Below are 21378 nucleotides of genomic sequence, written 5' to 3' on the forward strand. Positions count from 1 at the left end.
CACTCATGAAAAAACTTTTCGTTTCTTTTGGTATTCTTTTGTCCGTTTGTGGTTTTACACAGCAGTCTGTTAACATTATTCCTGCACCACAAAAAGCTGAATTAAAAGCAGGCACATTTGCATTGTCGCCTGCCACCAAAATCGTTCTGATCTCTACAGATGTGCAGCGCAGCGCTGCTTTTTTAAACAATTATCTTGGCAAATTTTACGACACACGCCTTCCTTTTGTAATACAGGCAAAAGCAGTAAAAGATGATCCTGAGTGGCAAAATGTGATCGTGTTGAACCTCAACAAATCAGCCAGCGGCATTACAGGTGCATATACTTTATCGGTAGACAATAACAAAGTGTACATTGAAAGCGCCAATGAAGAAGGCATATTTTATGGCATACAATCTCTGATACAATTACTGCCTTTAAAAAAAGAAAAGAAAGGAATCATGCCTGTTGCACAATGCGAAATTTCAGACGCACCGCGTTTTGCATACCGTGGTATGATGCTCGACTGCGGCCGCCATTTTATGCCGGCCGCATTTGTAAAACAGTATATTGATTTTCTTGCATTGCATAAAATGAACACCATGCACTGGCATTTAACAGAAGACCAGGGCTGGCGTATCGAAATAAAAAAATATCCAAAACTTACAGCAGTAGGCAGTTGCAGAAACGGTACTATTATTGGTCACCATCCTGGTACGGCAAATGACAATAAAAAAGATTGTGGCTACTATACACAGGAGCAAATAAAAGACATTGTGAAATATGCTGCCGAACGCTACATCACCATCATTCCCGAAATTGAAATGCCCGGCCATGCTTCTGCTGCTATCGCCGCATATCCTGAGCTGAGCTGCTTTCCGGGTGAAAACACACCCGTGGCACAAGGTGTACAATGGAGTGGCGATACTACCGGCAAATACGTACAGCAAAGCTGGGGCGTATATCCTGATGTGTTTGTGCCGTCAGAAAACACTTTTACATTTTTAAAGGGTGTGCTCGATGAAGTCATGGAATTGTTTCCATCAAAATACATTCATGTGGGTGGTGATGAGTGCCCCAAAGATTACTGGAAACGCTCACAGTTTTGCCAGGACCTGATCAAAGAAAAAAACCTGAAAGATGAACATGGCCTGCAGAGTTATTTTATCAGCACCATGGAAAAATACCTCAACAGCAAGGGCCGCAATATTATAGGATGGGACGAAATTTTAGAAGGTGGTCTTGCACCCAATGCCACAGTAATGAGCTGGCGCGGAGAAACCGGCGGTATAGAAGCAGCAAAGCAACATCATGATGTAATAATGACGCCAACCACGTACGTATACGTAGATTACTCGCAGTCTAAAAAAGAAGACAGTCTTACTATTGGTGGGTACCTGCCCGTAGAAACAGTGTACAGCTACGATCCTTTGCCGGCGCAGCTTTCAGCGCAGGAACAGGCCTTTATAAAAGGCGTACAGGCAAACCTGTGGACCGAGTATATCAGCAATCCTTCCAAGGTAGAGTACATGGTTTTTCCACGCATGTCTGCGCTAAGTGAAGTAGGCTGGAGCAGTAAAAACAATAAGAACTGGCCCGATTTTAAACAGCGCCTGCTTACACAATATAAACGTTACGATCTCTGGCAGGTAAAGTACAATACCAAAGGCATCAATAACGGAGAATAACTGTAAAGGTCATCACCCGTTAATGTTTTAAAACAGTTCTTTTATATACCCGGCAGCAGTAGAAGCATTGGGCTTTTGTTGCGTCGCACACTTCAACTGCAACAATACTATTGGGCAATGCGAAGACCGGAGCAGAGCATTACATAATAAACAAAACAATGTGTGATGAACAATACATGCAGCTAAGCACAAAATCTTTGCGGTGTTGCATTGCAGCTTCGTTGCTGCCAGTTGTTCCCGCCGTACAAGTGAGTGACACAACAGGCGATGCCATGAAAATATATTGCCGGCTACCAAAAATCACAAACGATTGCACAGCATTAATTGTAAAGCAAACAATAATTTTGACGACTTAACAACATAAAACCAACAACAACATGAGCATGGTTGATTCATTTGAGAAAATTCCCTGTGAAATTTTTTCGAACCCCAAAGAAGGCTCCAGGTATGTGGCTAAAGAAATTGCCACACTGATCAAAGACAAACAGGCTAAAGGAGAAAAATGTGTATTGGGTCTTGCTACAGGTTCTACACCAATAAACATGTATGCAGAACTGGTAAGACTGCATAAAGAAGAAGGGCTGAGTTTTAAAAACGTGATCACATTTAATCTTGATGAATACTACCCGCTGGAGAAAGATGCTTACCAGAGTTACTGGAGTTTTATGCACCGGCATTTATTCAATCATATAGATATAGATCCTGCCAATATTCATATACCAAACGGGGAATGGCAGAAAGAAACCATCAAAGCACGCTGCCAGGAGTATGAGCAACTGATAGACAACGCCGGCGGAATAGACCTGCAGGTGCTTGGCATTGGCAACAACGGTCATATTGGTTTTAATGAACCCGGCTCCAGCTTTTTCTCTAAAACACGCCTGATCAATCTTGACAACAGCACACGTGTAGCCAATGCAAGAGAGTTTCAGAATATAGCAAAAGTTCCACGCCTTGCCATTACCATGGGCATTTCCACCATTATGAAATCTAAAAGGATCATACTGATGGCATGGGGTTTTAAAGCAGCTATTATTGCAAAATCGGTAGAAGGCGATGTAACAGAGCAGGTACCGGCCAGCATATTGCAGCAACACAACAACTGCACATTTGTGCTGGATGAGAATACTTCTGCCGAGCTTACGCGCTTTAAATCTCCATGGCTCACAGGATTGGTAGAATGGACACCCAAAACAATAAAACGTGCGGTGGTAAACATGGCGCTTAAACTGGACAAACCGGTATTGAGTTTAACCGCCAACGACTACAACGAAAACGGCCTTGGCGATCTGCTGGTAGAAAACGGTGACGCCTACGAAATAAACCTGCAGGTATTTTACCTGCTGAGAGACAGCATTACGGGCTGGCCGGGCGGCAAACCAAATTTTGATCTGCCAACGCACCCCGAGAGAAGTGAGCCATACCCCAAACGCTGCATCATCTTTTCTCCCCACCCCGATGACGACATTATTAGCATGGGTGGAACTTTTATGCGCCTGCACGACCAGGGGCACGAAGTACATGTGGCCTACCAGACCAGCGGTAACATTGCTGTTACAGATGAGTTTGTAACACGTTTTCTCGATTTTGCCGTGGGCTTTGAAGACATGTTTGGCATGGACAAAAAGAAAAGCGAGCAAATACTTTCTGATGCCGCAAAATTCCTGGCGGGCAAAAAGAAAAATGAAATGGATACGCCGGAAATCAGGAGCATTAAGGGCCTGATAAGAAGGTGCGAAGCCAAAGCAACCTGCAAATATGTTGGTTTGCCGGAAGGCAGGTGGCATTTTCAAAACCTGCCATTTTACGAAACCGGTACCATAGAGAAAAAACCAATGGGTGAAGAAGATGTGCTGCAGACCATGGAACTGCTGCGCGAGATAAAGCCACACCAGGTGTATTGTGCAGGTGATCTTGCTGACCCACATGGTACCCACAAGGTATGTCTCGACATTGTATTTGAAAGCCTGCGTCGTATAAAGGCTGCCGGTGACGACTGGGTGAAGGACTGCTGGGTTTGGTTATACAAAGGCGCATGGCAGGAATGGGATATTGCAGATATAGAAATGGCCATACCCATGAGCCCTGACCAGGTGATGAAAAAACGCTTTGGTATTTTTATACACCAGTCGCAAAAAGATTCTGTGCCATTCCAGGGTACAGACGCAAGGGAATTCTGGCAACGCGCTGAAGACCGCAATGCAAATACGGCAGGTCTGTATGCATCGCTTGGCCTGACAAAATATGCGGCCATGGAAGCCTTTGTAAGATGGCATTATTGATTTTAAGATCATTTATACGTTAAACGGTTGTTGCTGCGCAACAACCGTTTTTTTATACAAATTGTTTCAGCCATTCTTTTGCGGCAGCCCCATTACTGAAAGTCTTCATAGGTATGGGTGGCTGTTTCAGGCTGAACAAAATATTCATGATAAATTTTGCCAGCCCTGGTTTTGATACCATGGCCATGGCTTTGTAAATAACAGGCAACTGTTGTGCAGAAAACTGTCTTGTTGCTTTGTCCGGCACTGGGGAGCTTGCGAGGTAGATCAGTAACGGTACCGGTGTACTATTGGTGATCTTTTTTACCAGTGCCACATTACGGCCTATGTTTTCTACCGTTCTTAAAAGGCTTTTGGAGTACGACACCAGTATGCCATCTTCAAACCAATAAGTAGCGATCTCTCCTTCATAAATTTCCCTGTCTGCGGGAATGGTTACCTGTTCCATCATTGCTTGTTATTAACGGCGTAAACTTAAACATCGTAGACACTTTCCGTAATGGCCATCAAAATATTGGTTAGTCCTTTTTGTAGCCGCTCCGTTTTATCCCAGCTATAACCAATACGCATGTAGCGGTCATCTTCTTCAAACCAATGGCCACGCCCAACATATGTACGGTACTTATGCAGCAATATTTCGTGAAACTTTTTTGTCTTTATCGCCACTTCACTTTTGATGCGCGGAAAACAAACACAACCACCTTTTGGCTCCACCCACTCCAACACATTTTGCTGTTGCATAAACCGTTGAACGATCCGGAAATTTTCCAGGATCTTTTCTTTAACCGGTGGAAAAAGACTTTCTTTTCGTAACAGGTACCGGTATGCGATTTCTTCATCTACCACGGAATTGGTGATGAACACCTGTTCTTTGGCCGCCAGGAAGTTTTCCAGCAACTGCTTGTTTGTGCAGCTAAGCCAGCCAATTCTTATACCGGGCAGGCCGTACGATTTTGACATGGAGCTGACACTGATAACCCGGTCTGATAAACCTGCTGCTACCGGCAAAGGCTCACCAAAACTCATGTCGCGGTACGTTTCATCAAACAACAGCCAGGTTTTCTTTCGCTCTGTGATGCGGATGATCTTTTGCAATGTTTCCATGCTGATGTGGGCGCCGGTGGGATTGTGCGGGTAAGTAAGGCTTACCAGTTTCGTTTGGTCTGTAACCAGGTTATCCAACATGTCCACATCCAGCTCGTATCCATCATCGAAATGCAACGGTAGAAAATCTACTGTAGCGCCTATGGCACGCGGTGTTTCTATGTTGGTGGCATAGTTTGTTTTCGCCACCACCATATGATCTCCTTTATTCAGCAGTGCGGTGGCAACAATAAAAAGTGCGGCTGCCGCGCCTGCGGTGATCAGTACTTCATCTGCATGCAGGCCGGCCTCTGCGGCAATTAGTTCCCGCAATGCCGGTTTGCCTTTATGATCGCCATAAAACAACACCAGGTTGCCGATGTCTATACCAAGATCTGCCAGCCGCTGATCGGCAAAAGAGCTCTCGGAAAGATTGCAATCGATCTTTTCATAACCGAAACCTTCGGGGGCCTCTACTTCTATGGGCATGCGCCTGTATTGCATAAAATGGTTTGTAGGTATAAATATAAAAAACGAAGACGGTAACCGGGGATTGCCGATGAATGTTCCTGCCGCCGAAGAGTGCGACGCAACAGGAGCCGCATATACCTCCTGCCGCCGGGCCCATAATTATTACTGAATCTTTAAATAATGTTAACTCTATGGATTTATAAAATATCGCACTAACTTTGCCGGCTATTTCCAACTATTATCCTCAATGGCAGATCTAACAAAGTTTGATCCGAACGCAGCCGGAAATCCCAACAACAATATTTTCGGACTACCTTTTACAGAAGAAGAAGCAAAATTGGTCTTGCTACCTGTGCCGTGGGAAGTTACGGTGAGTTATGGCGCCGGTACGGCAAGAAGTGCTGAACACATTTTTAAAGCCAGCAAACAGGTTGACCTCTTTGATGCTTATGTGCCGGGGGGCTGGCGCAAAGGTTTTTATATGCGCGAACATGATAAAAAGTTGTTGATGAAAAGCGACTACCTGCGCAAAGAAGCTGAACTGTACATCGACTATATCTCGAAAGGTTGCATGGTGGCCGATAATAAATTCATGTACAAAAGTCTGAAAGAGATCAACGAAGGCAGCGTAATGATGAACAACTGGGTGTACGAACAAACCAAAGACCTGCTGGCACAGGAAAAACTGGTAGGTATTGTTGGCGGAGACCACAGCACACCACTTGGTTTTTACAAAGCACTGGCGGAAAAACATGGCCATTTCGGCATTCTGCAGATTGATGCACACTGCGACCTGCGTACTTCGTACGAAGGCTTTAAGTACTCGCATGCTTCTATCATGTACAACGCGTTAAACGAATTGCCCGAGATAGACAGCCTGGTGCAGGTTGGCGTAAGAGACCTGTGCGAAGAAGAGTGGGAATATATCTGCAACAGCAACTACAGGGTAATCACTTACTTTGATGAACAGATCAAACAGCGCCTCTACGACGGCCAGCACTGGAACCACCTGGCAGATACCATTGTAAACCACCTTCCGCAAAAAGTACACGTAAGTTTTGATATTGACGGGCTCGATCCCAAGCTATGCCCATCTACAGGCACGCCTGTCCTGGGCGGCCTGCAAACCGAAGAGGCCATGTATCTTATCCGCCGCATCATCGAAACGGGCAGAACCATCATTGGTTTCGACCTTGTTGAAGTAGGCATTGGCGAAAACGGCTGGGACAGCAATGTGGGTGCACGCATACTCTGGAAACTGTGTAATTACCTCATGAAAAGCAACATGAACTGATGCAGCAGGAATACCGGCTCGTTATAAAAAATGACCGTTACCAGACGGTAGATCTTTTTCGCGTCATTTTTCTTTCCATATTGTGTACAGGTTTCATCATCATTGCATATTACAATAACGATATGATGGATATGTTCTGGCCCATGATGTTGTGCATCAGCATCGCATTTGCGCAGAATGAAAAAATTGTAACACGCTTTGCCTTTATGCGTTTCCTGCGCATTCACCGGTCAGCATTTATATGGGCCATTGCCGGTTCGTTTTTCCTGTTTCCCTGGTGGATCACCCTGCTCGTTACTACCATCTGCATACTACAGCTATCCGTAAAAGAGCACTTCCACGTAATTGCCGCCGGCAATCAGCTTACCATTACCTCATTACCCGAAAAAATCATAGACTGGAAGAGTTTACAAAACGTTGTAATAAAAGACGATCTGCTTACCATCGACTACCGCAACAACAAAATTTTCCAGGCACCTGTAAATACAACTTCTTCAAACATTGGCAATGAGGCAGAATTTAACGAGTTTTGCCGTTTGCAGATCAGCAGCCACCAATAAGTGTTATTACACGTTATAAGGTTTTGGTAACCGGCAGTTGAATAAGCATTAAGCTGCAGTTGCGTCGCACTCTTGTACTGTATATCATTATGCAGCAACAAAACCACCAACTCCGGTAATTACAGTCTTTTTGCGCTGCAACCTTTCAATAAGCATTTTATGATCAAACATTCACCATATCTTTTGTATTCAGACGGCAACGGAAATATTTTCGAAGACCAGACCCTGTATGCCGTTGGCCGCGAAGGCTGGGATGCTTTTCCTGTACCGGCAGAAGAATGGATACTCCTGCCTGATGGTGGCAACCTGTACGAATTGCCCGGCCGTAAAGGCATAGGCATAGATACGCAAACAGGCGAAATGCGTTTGTGCGATAAAGGCTGGGCAGTAGCAGCATTTATACCACCTGCACATACCGGTTTTTATATAGCCGCATACGAAACAGCACCAAACGCCCCCACGCTGCCGCTGTTTTGCTATACAGCCGCAGGCTGGTACGAAGACCAGTTTTATGTACCGGCTATACGAATAGAACAGGATATCCGCCAGGAATGTGGCGGGTACGATGATGAAAAGATTCAGGCTGGTGCAGCAGATCTTTTGAAAGCCTACCCGCACAACAGGCTGGTAAAACACCTCATGGAAAATTGCTGCATGACGTATAATTGCCCTGCAGCAAGAAACTTTTCATTGCACCGCTGGGAGTGCCCGGTTCCATCATCACCTGCCTGTAATGCAAATTGTATTGGTTGCATCTCTTTTCAGCCACAGGAAGAAGAAATAGTCTCCACGCAGGACAGGCTAACATTTAAACCTACAGCAGAAGAAATTGCAGAATTCACTGTGCCGCATCTTATATCAGCGCCCTACCCTATTGTAAGCTTTGGCCAGGGTTGCGAAGGCGAACCGTTATTAATGTGGGAAACAATCAGGGAAGCCATCATTGAAATTAGAAAACATACACAACGCGGCAGCATCAACATCAATACGAACGGCTCCCGGCCAAATGCTGTAAGGGCTTTGTGCGAGGCTGGCCTGAACAGTATAAGGGTAAGTACCAATTCTGCAAGGGAAAGCATTTACACTCCTTATTACCGCCCTAACAATTACCAGTTCAGCGATATTGTAGAAAGCCTTAAAGTGGTACGCGGTTATGGCGGCTGGGCAAGCATCAACTATTTCGTTTTCCCTGGTATGACGGATACTGAAGAAGAATATGAAGCACTGCGTAAATTGATTATTGAAACTGATCTTTCCATGATACAGTGGCGGAACTTTAACATAGATCCCGATTGGTATTTGGGAAAGCTCGGCATTACAGAAACCGGCGAACTGCTGGGTGTAAAACAACTGATGGATCTTATAAAAGAGGAATTTCCGAAAGTGCAGTTTGGTTACTACAATCCCCCGCTTGAACGCATCAAAGGTGATTACACACTTGATTTTGCCCACAATTAAATACAAATTTCAATGATGGAAACGATTGCTGCCAATACTGAAACATCATTTGCCCCTGTGCTGTATATGCCGGTTGTGGCAGATGCGCTGGCTTATTATCAAAAAGCTTTTAACGCTGTGGAATTGCGGCGCTGGAGCGGCGGCGATGGTACCATCCATGTAGCAGAAATGACCATCGGCAACGCAATGTTCCACCTGCATGAGATAACGGGTAAAGACGCACACTTCAACGAACAGCCGCACTCTTTTATCACGCTGGGCTTGTTTACTGCCAATCCTGATATGATGATGCAGCAGGCCCTCGACGCAGGTGGTAAACTGCTGAATCCTATGCAGGACTACGATTATGGCTATCGCCAGGGAGATGTACTCGATCCATTTGGTCACAAATGGACGTTGCAACAGAAAATATAAGCAGCCACGTTATTCGGCGCTATTGATAATAATCTTTTTGGTGTACTATACATGTTAAAATCCTGCTTACGGCATAATAACTTGTGTAATACACACGTGTTAGCATCTTTATAACAGCACAAGTGATTACTGAAAGTTAAATTTGTACGGGTGATACCATAAAAATGTTTGAAATGACAAGTATGCAGCAACAACACAGCGAATTCGAAAGGCAAAAAAATATAAAAGCGCTTAGTTATACCACTATTATAACAGCAGCTATTTTCCTGCTCTTTCTTATTAGCTGGACAATTCCACAACCTGCCGTTCCCATTGTTGATGAAGGTATTGAAGTAAACCTGGGCAATTCAGAAACCGGCCTTGGTGATGTACCTCCGCAGGTGCCGGGAGAAATGAGCGATGCAGAACAAACAACAGTAGCTGCACCACAAACAACACAGGCAGAAGCGGAAACACAACCGGAAGTAGCCGATAATGATGAGCCGGATGCTCCGCCTGTACGCACTTCTCCCAAACCGGAAGTAAAGAAAAACCCCGTGAAGGAAGAAAACACAACGGCCAAAACAACCACCAGCAAACCGGTGGTTAACACACCCCCAAAAGTTGTGAAACCAAAAGCAGTATATGCCGGCGGTAAAACCAGCAACGGAACGGGTAATAATGCCGATTCTTACAATAACGCAAAAAACCAGGGTATTGCAGGTGGCACCGGCGACCAGGGTAAGCCCAACGGCAATCCAAACTCCGACAGCTATACGGGCAATGGTGGAAGAGGCAATGGAGGTGTTAATATTACCAGCGGCTTATCTGGCAGAAGAACAATAGGTGGTACACGTTTCGAAGACAGTTATAAATATGGTGGTATTGTTTACGTAAACGTAACAGTAGATGAGAATGGCAATGTTTTATCTGCCACTATTAAACAAGGCAGCCCGTTTGCTGATATCAATGCTATCGCACAACGCAGGGCCAAACAGATAAAATTTTCCAAAGGCACCGAAACACAGACCGGGACCATACAGATCAAATTCGAAAACCCGAAAGGTTAATCATCAGCGAATATAAAAAAGCTGGTTACATCAGGGTGTAACCAGCTTTTTTTTGCGCGGTTACCACGGTACACGTTTGTGACGAAGCAAAATGCTTTCTTCATTACCTTTCCTGCATGAATTATAAAGAGACAATTAATTACCTCTACAATACCCTGCCCATGTTTAGCCGCATTGGTGCAGCCGCTTACAAGAAAGACCTTACCAATACAATTGCCTTATGCAATGCGCTGGATAATCCACAGCAAAACTTCAAAACAATACACATCGCCGGTACCAATGGCAAAGGCTCTGTCAGTCATATGCTTGCGGCAGTTTTGCAGAAGGCTGGCTATAAAACCGGTTTATACACCTCCCCGCATTTGAAAGATTTCAGGGAGCGTATAAAAGTAAACGGGCATTTATGCGAAGAGCAGTTTGTGACCAGCTTTGCGCAGCGTATCAAGCCGCAGATCGAAGCAATCGAACCTTCATTCTTCGAAATAACCGTGGCTATGGCTTTTGCATATTTTGCACAGCAACAGGCAGATATTGCTGTTGTAGAAGTTGGCCTGGGCGGCCGACTGGACAGTACAAATATTATCATGCCGGAAGTGTCTGCCATTACGAATATCGGGTGGGACCATATGAACCTGCTGGGTGACACCCTTGAAAAAATCGCTTATGAAAAAGCTGGTATCATCAAAGAAAATACGCCGGTTGTAATAGGCGAAATACTGCCTGAAACAAAACCGGTATTCGAAGCAATTGCCGCAGCAAAAAGAGCTCCGCTCGTATTCGCACAGGATAAAAGAATGGTAACAGGCTGGCATTATGAACACCACCAGCTTTCGATAACCGTGGCTGATAAGCACAATGACGCCCGTCATACCTACACTACAGATCTTACCGGCATTTATCAAACAAAAAATATTCTTACAGTACTCGAAACCATCCACCAGTTACAGGCGCAGGGCTGGGCCATTACAACGCAGCATATTGAAGAGGGCTTGCAGCAAACCAAAAAGTTAACCGGTTTACATGGCCGCTGGGAGATGATCAGCAAACAACCCACTGTAATACTCGACGTGGCACATAATGAAGACGGTATGCAACAACTCACAGCACAACTTGAACTTACCACTTACAACCAGTTGCATATTATCATTGGCATGGTGAAGGATAAAGCCATTGAAAAAGTGCTGGCGTTGTTACCTCCTTATGCAAAGTACTATTTTACCAAAGCACAAATACCGCGTGCTTTAGCCGAAGACGAGCTTGCTGCAAAAGCCGCCGCAACCGGCTTACAGGGTAGCACTTACACGGAAGTAAATCTGGCTTTAAAAGCAGCATTAACACATGCACATAAAGACGACCTCATTCTCATTTGCGGAAGTGTTTTTCTTGTTGCAGAAGTAAACCCGTTATAAAGAACAAAGCACCCGGGTGTTGCCGGGTGCTTTGTCTATTGCAAGCATAAAATGCTACTTCACCACGGGCCAGGGAAATGTAGATTCCAGGTTAATGCGCCTGCCTGTTTCCTGCGATTGCCTCGCGGCCTGTATAATTTCAAGCACATGTAATGCATGCTCAGCGTTGATGCGCGGCTCCGTGCCCGTAGCAAGTGCCTCGCAAATTACAGAGGCGCCCTGCTGCCATACATATGTTCCGGGATCGGTTACAAATTTTTGCGGTTCTTCCGCATCACTTGTGGCAAGCTCTACGCCAAAAGGCGCCCAGTCGTACCCAATCAGTGCCATATTGCCTTTGCTGCCCCATATGGTAATTGTTGGCCGGCTTTGACCTTTACCCTCATGACCATAAGGATCAAAATAATTGAAACCGCATTGCACATGCGACAGCACCCCATTTCCATGATCCATTATTACCATGGCATTGTCTTCTGCCTCCACCGGTATGGTACCTTTGTCATCTACCGTTCTTGTTTTGGTAACGATGCTCGTCATGGCAACTACTGATTTTACTGGCCCCAGCAAACCGCTCAGCGTGGCAAGGTTGTACACCCCAAGATCAGGCAAACTACCGCCACCTTTCTCATAAAAAAAAGCGCTCCATGTTGGACCCGTATGCCCATAGTTGGCATGCGCAGCCGCAAGGGTACCAAGTTTTCCTTCATTGATGGCTTTGGCCATAAAAGCAAACTGCGGGCTATTTACCACTGCCGGTGCACCCCACATCCTTAAGCCTTTTGTTTTGGCAAGATCGAGCAGCGCCCTCCCTGCTTTATAAGAATTGGCCATGGGCTTTTCGCTCCACACATGTTTGCCTGCATTCAGCGCCTCGCGGTTGAGGTGCTCATGTTCCTGCATATTGGTTAAGTTGATCAGCAGGTCAAACGGGGCGCCGGCAAGTAACTGATCAATATGCGGGTATTGGTTTGGCACATTAAATTCTTTTGCACGGTTGGCCGCACGGTCTGGTTTAATATCGCAGACGCTTACCACTTCCACATACTGCGCTTTTGTTAAATGCGGCAGATATACACCAGATACGCTGCCACAGCCGATTACAGCAACTTTAATCTTTTTACCGGCAGGTTGCGTTTTTCCTGTAAGCGGGTTAAAAAAGAATCCTGCAGATAAAATACCTGTTTGTGCAAGGAATTTTTTACGGCTCATGTTGTCATGTTGCATCGGCAATCGTTTTGGTTATTGTTATAAGATGATGACTAAATATTTTTTACCCGTTCAATGCCATGTTTGTTTTTTTGTTAATCAGCATTTGTATTGCATGGCATCGCCTGTTGCCACGCCCGGTTCATCGTTCGGTTGGTGTGGCAGCTGCAGCGTTCCGGTTATACAAGCCGCAACAGGTAATAAGATCTATTGTGTAAGACGCGTTATTAAGGTCATTCTACTAAGCGCAGCAGCAATTTTAAGTTGTCGTAAAAAAAACTTACGCCGGCTGCACCATGCTGAAGCATTTCCTGCAGTACAAGTGAGTGACACAACAGGCGATGATAGTAGCAATGCAGCCAGGTACAACATTCACCCGCATTAAAGCATTTGTTTGTAACACATACACCTGTAAAAGCTGTTTATCCACATTCCGGTGGCATGCTTTAGCCGTTGATAGCGTATTTCTATATTTGCCCTCCATGGCAAAAGCAGCGACAGACACACCTTTAATGCAGCAGCACCGGGCAATCAAACAAAAATACCCCGATGCTATTCTGTTGTTCCGTGTGGGTGATTTTTATGAAACCTTCGGGGAAGATGCCATCAAAGCATCGCAGGTTTTGGGCATTACGCTTACCAAAAGAAACAATGGCGCCGCATCTTCCAGCGAGCTGGCTGGTTTTCCGCATCATGCACTGGATACATACCTGCACAAGCTTGTAAAAGCAGGTTACCGTGTAGCCATCTGCGACCAGCTTGAAGATCCGAAACAGGCCAAAGGCATTGTAAAACGTGGTGTAACTGAAATGGTAACACCCGGTGTGGCCACCAACGATAAACTGCTTGAACACAACAGCAACAACTTTCTTGCGGGCCTGCACATTACAGACAATAAACACGGGCTTGCACTGCTCGACATTTCTACCGGCGAATTCTTTGCAGCAGAGGGCGATACTGAATACATTGATAAATTACTGCAAAGCCTAAAACCTGCAGAAGTTATTTTTCAGCGCAGTAACCAGAAATATTTTAAAGAAACATTTGGTGTAAAGTTTTATACCTATACACTCGAAAGCTGGATATTCGATGAAGCTTTTGCGACCGAGCTTTTGCTTAAACATTTCCAGACTCATTCATTAAAAGGTTTTGGTGTAGAGAAACTCAACAGCGCCATAGTGGCCGCAGGCGCGGTGCTGCATTACCTGAAAGAAACAGAACACCCAAACCTGCAGCACATTACCACCATACAACGCATAGAACGTGAAGATCATTTGTGGATGGATCGTTTTACCATACGCAACCTGGAGCTGCTGAGCAGTGGTGCAGAACAGGGCAATAACCTGTTGAAAGTACTGGACAATACCGTAAGCCCGATGGGCGCACGTTTATTGAAACGCTGGATGGTACTGCCTTTGCTGGACATCAACAAGATCAATGAACGGCTGGATCTTGTTGAGTTCCTCATCAAAGAAACCGATACCAGAAAAACCATGCAGCAACTGATTAAGCAGTGCGGCGATGTGGAAAGACTGGTGAGCAAAATACCGGTAAAGAAAATAAACCCGCGGGAAGTGCTGCACCTTGCAAAAGGGCTGCAGCAAACAGCGCAACTGAAAGCCATGTGCAGCCATGCCGCAAACGATTACCTCAAAAAGCTGGGTGATGCATTGAACCCGTGCACGTATATTTCGAATAAGATCATCAACGAAATATGCGATAACCCGCCGGTAGCATTGCACAAAGGCAGCGTGATTAAAGATGGCATACACGCAGAGCTTGACACCCTGCGCAAAATAGCAACAGGCGGCAAAGCATATTTACTGGATATACAGCAAAAAGAAGCGGAGCGTACCGGCATAACAACGTTGAAGATCGGCTTCAACAACGTGTTTGGTTACTATCTTGAAGTAACCAATTCCCATAAACAAAAAGCACCTGCAGACTGGATACGTAAACAAACACTTGCCAATGCTGAGCGTTACATAACGCCTGAATTAAAAGAGTACGAGGAAAAGATAACCGGTGCAGAAGATAAAATTGCCGCCATTGAAGCCGCATTGTACGACCAGTTGCTGGCAGACCTGCAGGATTATATTGCATCGATACAGGTTAACGGCAATATTCTTGCAACACTCGATTGTCTTACCTGCTTTGCAGAAAATGCACTGCACTATAATTACAAGAAACCGGTATTACACGAAGGTGCCGTGCTGGAGCTGAAGGAATGCCGGCACCCGGTAATTGAGCGAAACCTGCCTGCGGGCGAACATTATATTGCCAATGATATTGTGCTGAACCCACAGGAGCAACAGGTTATTATCCTTACCGGGCCAAACATGAGTGGTAAAAGCGCCATACTGCGGCAAACAGCACTCGCTACACTCATGGCGCATATGGGCAGCTTTGTGGCTGCAGCAGCAGCGCATATACCGGTAACCGATAAAATCTTTACGCGTGTGGGGGCAAGCGATAACCTTAGCGGCGGTGAAAGTACATTTATGGTGGAGATGAATGAAACAGCCAGTATTATCAACAACATTTCTGCACGCAGCCTCGTATTGCTCGATGAAATAGGCCGCGGCACGTCTACTTACGACGGTATCTCTATAGCCTGGAGCATCGTGGAGTTTTTACATTCATCAAACAGCAAACCGAAAACGTTATTTGCCACACACTACCACGAACTGAATGAACTGGAAAACAAACTGGCCAACGTAAAGAACTACCATGTAACGAATAAAGAGGTGGGCAATAAAATTATCTTCCTTCGCAAACTGGCACCCGGTGGCAGCACGCACAGCTTTGGTATTCATGTGGCTAAAATGGCCGGCATGCCGCCTGCACTTATAGAACGCGCCAATGAAATACTTGCGCAACTGGAAGAAAAGCATGTGGATGATTCGGCAACAACCGAAACCCGTACCGTAAGAAAAACAGAAGACAACATTAAAAGGCTAAGCACCACCAAACTGCAGCTTTCTATTTTTGATGCACACTCCCAGACGTTCTCAGACATCAGGACTGTACTCGATAACCTGGATATTAACCGGCTGACACCTGTAGAAGCGCTGATGAAGCTGAATGAGATCAAGAAAATGATACAATAATAATTTTATGGGCCGGGCTGCGGCAAAAGTGGCATCGCCTGTTGCGTCGCACTCTTGTACTGCCGGAAGTAAACTGAGCAAACGCGAAGATAAAACGGGCTCACTTGATCTGCCTGTTTAATGTTACTGATATTTCTGCAGGTTTCACCATGCTGCGTAATGAGCCGTACGTACAAGTGAGTGACACAACAGCAGCTTCATAGCAGCAATGCAGCTTGTCCCCAAAAAATAATAACTTCAGCAGTAATAAAATAACTGCACATGAAATACGTGATGGTTAACGCTGCTGCATGCGTATTGCTTGCATGCAACACCACACAGCCGGAACAAACAAACCTTGCACAACAACTGGCTGCCGGCAAATGGATTGACCTTGGTTATGATTTGTCTGACCAGACACTTTACTGGCCCAATAACCCAACAGGTTTTAAACTGGATACAACGGCAGCAGGCATAACACCTGCGGGCTTTTACTATTCCACGTATGCTTTTAGTGCACCGGAACACGGCGGCACCCATCTCGATGCACCATCGCACTTTGCCGAAAATGGCGTTGGTGTAGATAAGCTTACACTGGAACAACTGACCGGGGAAGCAGTAGTGATCGATGTTTCAGCAAAAGCGCAGCAGAACCGCGATTATCTTGTAACCACAAATGATATTGGTGAATGGGAAAACACGAATGGAAAAATTGAAGCTGGCATGATGGTATTTTTTAAAACGGGTTATGGTAAATTTTATCCTGATGCTGAAAAATATTTTGGCACTGCAGAGCGCGGTGCAGCAGCAATACCAAAGTTGCATTTCCCGGGTATTGACAGTGCGGCGGCACAATGGCTGGCTGATCATAAAATAAAAGCTGTTGGCATAGACACGCCGAGTATAGATGTTGGACAGTCGAAAAACTTTAAAACACACCAGGTATTAATGGGTGCCGGCATACCGGGCTTTGAGAATGTGGCCAATATAGATGCGTTGCCTGCAAGGGGCGCATATATTGTAGCCCTGCCAATGAAAATAAAAAATGGCAGTGGTGGCCCGCTGAGATTGATTGCCTGGGTAGCAAAAGGATAAAATGGGGCAACAAAAAAGGCTATCGTTTAAGATAACCTTTTTGTCGGGTGGACTGGATTCGAACCAGCGACCCCCTGCACCCCATGCAGATACGCTACCGGGCTGCGCCACCACCCGTTCCCGCTGATAAAATTGATTGCTCAATTCATCATGCCGGACCCATTTTCAGATGGGTGGCAAATGTAACGGCTTTTTACAAAAATCCGCCTATCTTGCGTCAAATTTTATCGCCTTCTCATGAAGATTTTACTGAAGCAGGTTCTAATCGCAGACGATCATTCCAGCTATAACGGTTTAGTAAAAGATATTTTAATTGTTGACGGTAACATTGCCCGCATAGACGACGATATAACTGATGCAGATGAAGTTTTTCAATGGGATAATGCCGCTGTTTCCACAGGCTGGGTAGATGTGTTTGCCCATTTCTGCGATCCTGGTTATGAATTCAGGGAAACCATAGAGACCGGTGCTGCTGCAGCAGCAGCAGGTGGGTATACAAGAGTTTTTACCTTACCCAATACAAGCCCGGTGGTACACAATAAGGCGCAGGTTGAATACATCGTTCAAAAAGCCATTCATACACCTATACATATACACCCGATGGGTGCAGTAACCAAAAACATTGAAGGCAAAGAACTGGCAGAAATGTATGACATGTTCGCCAGCGGCGCACTCGCTTTCAGTGATGGGGTTAACCCGGTACAATCTGCGGGTTTAATGGTTAAAGCGCTGCAGTATGTGAAAGCATTCAACGGCGTCATCGTGCAGGTGCCCGTTGATAAAAGTATCGGCCAGTTTGGATTGATGCATGAAGGGATCGTATCCACACAACTTGGCCTGCCCGGCATACCGGCAATGGCGGAGGAACTGATGATTGCAAGGGATATAAAACTGGCGCGGTATGCAGATTCCAGGCTGCATTTTACGGGTGTGTCTACTGCCAAATCGCTGGAATATATTCAACGTGCAAAAGATGCCGGTCTCGCCGTAACCTGCTCTGTAACGCCGTATCATCTTTTCTTTTGCGATGAGGATCTTACAGATTATGATACGAACCTTAAAACAAATCCTCCGCTACGATCAAAGACAGATATGCTTGCTTTAAGAGTGGCGGTAAAGAATGGACTGGTAGATTGCATTGCCTCTCACCATTTGCCGCACGACTGGGATAGCAAGACCTGTGAATTTGAATACGCAAAAAATGGCATGATTGGTCTGCAAACAGCCTTTGCGGCGGTTTTGTCTGCAGTTCCTGAACTGGATGTTCGTAATGTTGCTTCGCTTTTTGCTACTAATGCCAGGAAGATATTCAACTTACCCGAATCAGCCGTAAAAGAAGGAAGCAGTGCAGAGATCACCATTTTTAATACGGGTATTTCAACTGTGTTGGAAAAAAACGGTATCAAAAGTAAATCTGTTAATACGCCATTTGTTGGTAAAACACTGAAGGGTGGAGTAATTGGCATATTTAACAAGGGTAAGCTGTTAGTAAATTAACTTGATCCCGGAAGTTCCTGCAAAAATCTTAACCAAAAATCGCGCTATATGGAAAAGAAAGTTTCTACACCTGTACAAAAAGGGTTGATTATTACACTTGTGCTTATTGTTTATGGACTGGCATTGTATTTTACTGACCAGTTTACAAACAAAGGTCTTTCTTATGTTCAATACCTGATTCTTGTTGGTGGAATTATCTGGGCCTGCATTGTGTATGCAAACCAGATGGATGGCAATGTAACGTTTGGTAATGTTTTTGCTCACGGGTTTAAAACCACGGCTTTTGTTGCCGCAGCAATTGCCGTATACACATTAATAGCGACAAAATTTCTTTTCCCTGACATGATAGATAAAGCAATGGATGCAGCCAGGCAGGAAATGTTGTCAGACGGTAAAATGAGCGAAGACCAGATTGACCAGGGAATAGAAATCGGAAGAAAATTCTTTATACCATTCGCTGTTGGCGGTATCATTTTCATCTTTGCTTTATTGGGAGCTTTAGGCTCGCTGATTGGTGCAGCAGCAGCAAAGAAACAGCCAAAGGATCCCTTTGCACAACCTCAAATATAAACTGAGAGAATGGATATATCCATAGTAATACCTTTATTGAACGAAGAAGAATCTTTGCCTGAATTATCAGAATGGATTGAACGGGTTGTTACAGACAACAATCTCACTTACGAGGTAATATTTGTAGATGACGGAAGCACCGATAACAGTTGGAACATCATCCAGCAAATTGCTCACCGTAACCCCCATTTCAAAGGCATAAAATTTCAGCGTAATTACGGCAAAGCAGCAGCATTGAACGAAGGCTTTGATGCGGCAAAAGGTGATGTGGTTATTACGATGGACGCAGATATGCAGGACTCTCCTGATGAAGTGCCTGAACTACGCCGTATGATCGTAGAAGATGGCTACGACCTGGTTAGTGGCTGGAAAAAGAAACGCTACGATAACACACTTACCAAAAACCTTCCGTCAAAGTTTTACAATGCTGCCGCACGCAAAATGTCCGGGCTTAAACTGCACGATCTTAATTGCGGCCTCAAAGCATATAAAAATAAAGTTATTAAAAGCGTGGAGGTATATGGCGAAATGCACCGTTACATTCCCGTGCTGGCAAAGAATGCGGGCTTTCGTAAAATAGGAGAAAAAGTTGTTGAACACAGGGCCCGTAAATATGGTGTAACAAAATTTGGCTGGAACAGGTTTGTCAATGGTTTTCTCGACCTGATGACCATTACGTTCACCGGCAGGTTTGGTAAAAAACCAATGCACTTTTTTGGGTTATATGGCACACTTTGCTTTTTAATTGGTTTGGGCATCAGCCTGTACCTCATTATCTCAAAGCTTGTCGACAGCAACTTCCCGCTCACAAATAAACCAGGCTTTTTTATCGCCCTCGCAGTTATGATTATCGGTATGCAACTGTTTCTTGCAGGCTTTATTGCAGAACTGGTAACCAGGAATGCAGCAGACCGGAATACTTATCTTATCGAAGACAAGCTGGGTATCAGCTAATCATTGAATCAGGCGCATGCAAAACGTTATAATCATAGGGCCGGCGCATCCTTTACGTGGCGGTGGTCTGTCTTCATTTAATGAGCGTCTTGCCCGGGCCCACCAGGAAGCAGGTGATCGTGTTACCATCTATACCTTTTCATTACAATACCCCGGCTTTCTTTTTCCCGGTACATCGCAATACTCGTCAGAACCTGCACCGGCAGATTTGAACATAAAAGTTCGTATCAATTCCGTTAACCCGCTAAACTGGATAAGTGTAGGCAACGAGATCAAAGCGTTACAGCCAGATATTGTTATCGTGCGGTATTGGCTGCCGTTCATGGGGCCATCTTTAGGAACAATCCTCAGGAGGATAAAAAGAAACAAGCATACAAAGATCATCGCTATCGCAGACAATGTAATTCCGCACGAAAGCAGACCCGGTGATAAACAATTTACCGCTTACTTCATAAAACCGGTTGATGCATTTATTACCATGAGCGAAAAAGTAATGAAAGACCTGCGCCTGTTTACACAAAAAAAAGCGGTGCTAGTACCACATCCGCTGTATGATAATTTTGGCAACCAGGTAAGCAAAAGCGCAGCAAGACAACACCTCCATATCAATGAGTCAGATAATATTATCCTGTTTTTCGGCTTTATACGCCGTTATAAGGGCCTTGATATGTTGCTGCAGGCAATGGCTATTCTAAAAAACGATCCCAGGGCAAAACAGATCAGGCTCCTGGTAGCAGGAGAGTTTTATGAAGACCGAAAAACATACGATGATATTATTCAGCAGAATGATCTTGCAGGCCAACTTATTCTTCGTACAGATTTTATTGCAGACAGTGAAGTTAAATATTACCTGAGCGCAGCAGATTTTGTTATACAACCCTACCGCAATGCAACCCAAAGCGGTGTTACACCCCTTGCCTATCATTTCGAAAAACCAATGCTGGTAACCAATGTTGGCGGGCTGCCCGATCTTGTGCCAGATGGAAAAGCAGGTCTTATTGCAGAGCCCAACCCTGCTGATATCGCTTCACATATTCTTAAACTCTACGAATTAGGCGAAGACCATTTTTTGCCGCACCTTCGTTCAGAAAAAAAGAAGTATAGCTGGTCTGTATTGGTAGATACAATTAAAAACCTGACAACAGATTAAACAGGTTAACAGAATAGAAAAAATGATGGGCCCTGCTGTATTACTACTATGAGGCGGCTGTTGCGTCGCACTCTTGTACGGCAATAACATTACGGAGCAAACGCGAAGGTAAACGGGCAAAATCAGCATC

General features: G+C 45.0%; 17 protein-coding genes and 1 tRNA gene. 14 read left to right on the forward strand and 4 right to left on the reverse strand.

The genetic code is table 11. The features are described 5' to 3' along the window. The first annotated feature begins 5 nt into the window (after positions 1-5). Both I5907_RS19185 and nagB read left to right on the forward strand, forming a co-directional pair. Positions 6-1667 (forward strand): beta-N-acetylhexosaminidase, encoded by a 1662-nt coding sequence (locus tag I5907_RS19185; protein WP_196992404.1) that lies wholly within the window; start codon positions 6-8, stop codon positions 1665-1667. Positions 1668-2044: 377 nt separating this feature from the next. After that, entirely contained in the window at positions 2045-3949 is a 1905-nt protein-coding gene (nagB, locus tag I5907_RS19190; protein ID WP_196992405.1) for a glucosamine-6-phosphate deaminase, read from the forward strand. Positions 3950-4001: 52 nt separating this feature from the next. Here the strand turns inward: nagB and I5907_RS19195 are convergent, their stop codons facing one another. Both I5907_RS19195 and I5907_RS19200 read right to left on the reverse strand, forming a co-directional pair. Continuing rightward, positions 4002-4400: a DUF7793 family protein gene (locus I5907_RS19195; protein ID WP_231402172.1), complete on the reverse strand. Its 399-nt coding sequence runs from the start codon at positions 4398-4400 to the stop codon at positions 4002-4004. Between the two features lie 23 nt (positions 4401-4423). Then, positions 4424-5536, reverse strand: coding sequence for a pyridoxal phosphate-dependent aminotransferase (locus tag I5907_RS19200; protein ID WP_196992406.1), 1113 nt, complete (start codon positions 5534-5536; stop codon positions 4424-4426). 214 nt (positions 5537-5750) lie between these two features. Between I5907_RS19200 and I5907_RS19205 the strand changes: the two genes are divergently transcribed. From I5907_RS19205 to I5907_RS19230, 6 genes are all read left to right on the forward strand, one after another. Beyond that, positions 5751-6797 carry an agmatinase family protein gene (locus I5907_RS19205; RefSeq protein WP_196992407.1) on the forward strand — a complete coding sequence of 349 codons (1047 nt, stop codon included), beginning with the start codon at positions 5751-5753 and terminating at the stop codon, positions 6795-6797. Beyond that, positions 6797-7357: a hypothetical protein gene (locus I5907_RS19210; protein WP_196992408.1), complete on the forward strand. Its 561-nt coding sequence runs from the start codon at positions 6797-6799 to the stop codon at positions 7355-7357. The genes I5907_RS19205 and I5907_RS19210 overlap by 1 nt, the downstream gene beginning before the upstream one ends. A gap of 159 nt (positions 7358-7516) precedes the next feature. After that, entirely contained in the window at positions 7517-8815 is a 1299-nt protein-coding gene (locus I5907_RS19215; protein ID WP_196992409.1) for a radical SAM family protein, read from the forward strand. Positions 8816-8827: 12 nt separating this feature from the next. Then, the gene (locus I5907_RS19220; protein ID WP_231402173.1) at positions 8828-9229 is read left to right on the forward strand and encodes a VOC family protein; all 402 of its coding nucleotides are present in this window, start codon (positions 8828-8830) and stop codon (positions 9227-9229) included. Between the two features lie 173 nt (positions 9230-9402). After that, positions 9403-10278, forward strand: coding sequence for a TonB family protein (locus I5907_RS19225; RefSeq protein ID WP_196992410.1), 876 nt, complete (start codon positions 9403-9405; stop codon positions 10276-10278). A 116-nt stretch (positions 10279-10394) separates the two neighbouring features. Next, positions 10395-11687: a bifunctional folylpolyglutamate synthase/dihydrofolate synthase gene (locus tag I5907_RS19230; protein WP_196992411.1), complete on the forward strand. Its 1293-nt coding sequence runs from the start codon at positions 10395-10397 to the stop codon at positions 11685-11687. A 54-nt stretch (positions 11688-11741) separates the two neighbouring features. Here the strand turns inward: I5907_RS19230 and I5907_RS19235 are convergent, their stop codons facing one another. Further along, on the reverse strand, positions 11742-12896 hold the full coding sequence (locus tag I5907_RS19235; protein WP_196992412.1) for a Gfo/Idh/MocA family protein: 1155 nt from the start codon (positions 12894-12896) through the stop codon (positions 11742-11744). A gap of 479 nt (positions 12897-13375) precedes the next feature. Here I5907_RS19235 and mutS point away from each other — a divergent pair, with 479 nt between their 5' ends. Then, entirely contained in the window at positions 13376-16003 is a 2628-nt protein-coding gene (mutS, locus tag I5907_RS19240) for a DNA mismatch repair protein MutS (protein WP_196992413.1), read from the forward strand. A gap of 261 nt (positions 16004-16264) precedes the next feature. Then, positions 16265-17077, forward strand: coding sequence for a cyclase family protein (locus I5907_RS19245; RefSeq protein WP_196992414.1), 813 nt, complete (start codon positions 16265-16267; stop codon positions 17075-17077). A 43-nt stretch (positions 17078-17120) separates the two neighbouring features. On the opposite strand, the gene I5907_RS19250 is transcribed toward I5907_RS19245, so the two are convergent. Then, a tRNA-Pro gene (locus I5907_RS19250) sits at positions 17121-17194 on the reverse strand. Positions 17195-17314: 120 nt separating this feature from the next. On the opposite strand from I5907_RS19250, the gene I5907_RS19255 reads away from it, so the two are divergent. From I5907_RS19255 to I5907_RS19270, 4 genes are read left to right on the forward strand one after another with little or no spacing between them, the layout of a single operon-like run. Continuing rightward, positions 17315-18574, forward strand: coding sequence for a dihydroorotase (locus tag I5907_RS19255; protein WP_196992415.1), 1260 nt, complete (start codon positions 17315-17317; stop codon positions 18572-18574). A gap of 48 nt (positions 18575-18622) precedes the next feature. Next, on the forward strand, positions 18623-19144 hold the full coding sequence (locus I5907_RS19260) for a DUF4199 domain-containing protein (RefSeq protein WP_196992416.1): 522 nt from the start codon (positions 18623-18625) through the stop codon (positions 19142-19144). A 9-nt stretch (positions 19145-19153) separates the two neighbouring features. Continuing rightward, positions 19154-20098 carry a glycosyltransferase family 2 protein gene (locus I5907_RS19265; protein WP_196992417.1) on the forward strand — a complete coding sequence of 315 codons (945 nt, stop codon included), beginning with the start codon at positions 19154-19156 and terminating at the stop codon, positions 20096-20098. Positions 20099-20114: 16 nt separating this feature from the next. Beyond that, positions 20115-21248 (forward strand): glycosyltransferase, encoded by a 1134-nt coding sequence (locus I5907_RS19270; protein ID WP_196992418.1) that lies wholly within the window; start codon positions 20115-20117, stop codon positions 21246-21248. Positions 21249-21378: the final 130 nt, after the last annotated feature.

Origin of the sequence: Panacibacter microcysteis, from assembly GCF_015831355.1 — a bacterium.
In the GTDB taxonomy this organism is placed as follows: domain Bacteria; phylum Bacteroidota; class Bacteroidia; order Chitinophagales; family Chitinophagaceae; genus Panacibacter; species Panacibacter microcysteis.

Excerpts from the sequence above, each read along its gene's own strand:
- I5907_RS19185 (WP_196992404.1), top strand. The coding sequence starts at position 6 with ATGAAAAAACTTTTCGTTTCTTTTGGTATTCTTTTGTCCGTTTGTGGT.
- nagB (WP_196992405.1), top strand. The coding sequence starts at position 2,045 with ATGAGCATGGTTGATTCATTTGAGAAAATTCCCTGTGAAATTTTTTCG.
- I5907_RS19195 (WP_231402172.1), bottom strand. The coding sequence starts at position 4,400 with ATGATGGAACAGGTAACCATTCCCGCAGACAGGGAAATTTATGAAGGA.
- I5907_RS19200 (WP_196992406.1), bottom strand. The coding sequence starts at position 5,536 with ATGCAATACAGGCGCATGCCCATAGAAGTAGAGGCCCCCGAAGGTTTC.
- I5907_RS19205 (WP_196992407.1), top strand. The coding sequence starts at position 5,751 with ATGGCAGATCTAACAAAGTTTGATCCGAACGCAGCCGGAAATCCCAAC.
- I5907_RS19210 (WP_196992408.1), top strand. The coding sequence starts at position 6,797 with ATGCAGCAGGAATACCGGCTCGTTATAAAAAATGACCGTTACCAGACG.
- I5907_RS19215 (WP_196992409.1), top strand. The coding sequence starts at position 7,517 with ATGATCAAACATTCACCATATCTTTTGTATTCAGACGGCAACGGAAAT.
- I5907_RS19220 (WP_231402173.1), top strand. The coding sequence starts at position 8,828 with ATGATGGAAACGATTGCTGCCAATACTGAAACATCATTTGCCCCTGTG.
- I5907_RS19225 (WP_196992410.1), top strand. The coding sequence starts at position 9,403 with ATGACAAGTATGCAGCAACAACACAGCGAATTCGAAAGGCAAAAAAAT.
- I5907_RS19230 (WP_196992411.1), top strand. The coding sequence starts at position 10,395 with ATGAATTATAAAGAGACAATTAATTACCTCTACAATACCCTGCCCATG.
- I5907_RS19235 (WP_196992412.1), bottom strand. The coding sequence starts at position 12,896 with ATGAGCCGTAAAAAATTCCTTGCACAAACAGGTATTTTATCTGCAGGA.
- mutS (WP_196992413.1), top strand. The coding sequence starts at position 13,376 with ATGGCAAAAGCAGCGACAGACACACCTTTAATGCAGCAGCACCGGGCA.
- I5907_RS19245 (WP_196992414.1), top strand. The coding sequence starts at position 16,265 with ATGAAATACGTGATGGTTAACGCTGCTGCATGCGTATTGCTTGCATGC.
- I5907_RS19255 (WP_196992415.1), top strand. The coding sequence starts at position 17,315 with ATGAAGATTTTACTGAAGCAGGTTCTAATCGCAGACGATCATTCCAGC.
- I5907_RS19260 (WP_196992416.1), top strand. The coding sequence starts at position 18,623 with ATGGAAAAGAAAGTTTCTACACCTGTACAAAAAGGGTTGATTATTACA.
- I5907_RS19265 (WP_196992417.1), top strand. The coding sequence starts at position 19,154 with ATGGATATATCCATAGTAATACCTTTATTGAACGAAGAAGAATCTTTG.
- I5907_RS19270 (WP_196992418.1), top strand. The coding sequence starts at position 20,115 with ATGCAAAACGTTATAATCATAGGGCCGGCGCATCCTTTACGTGGCGGT.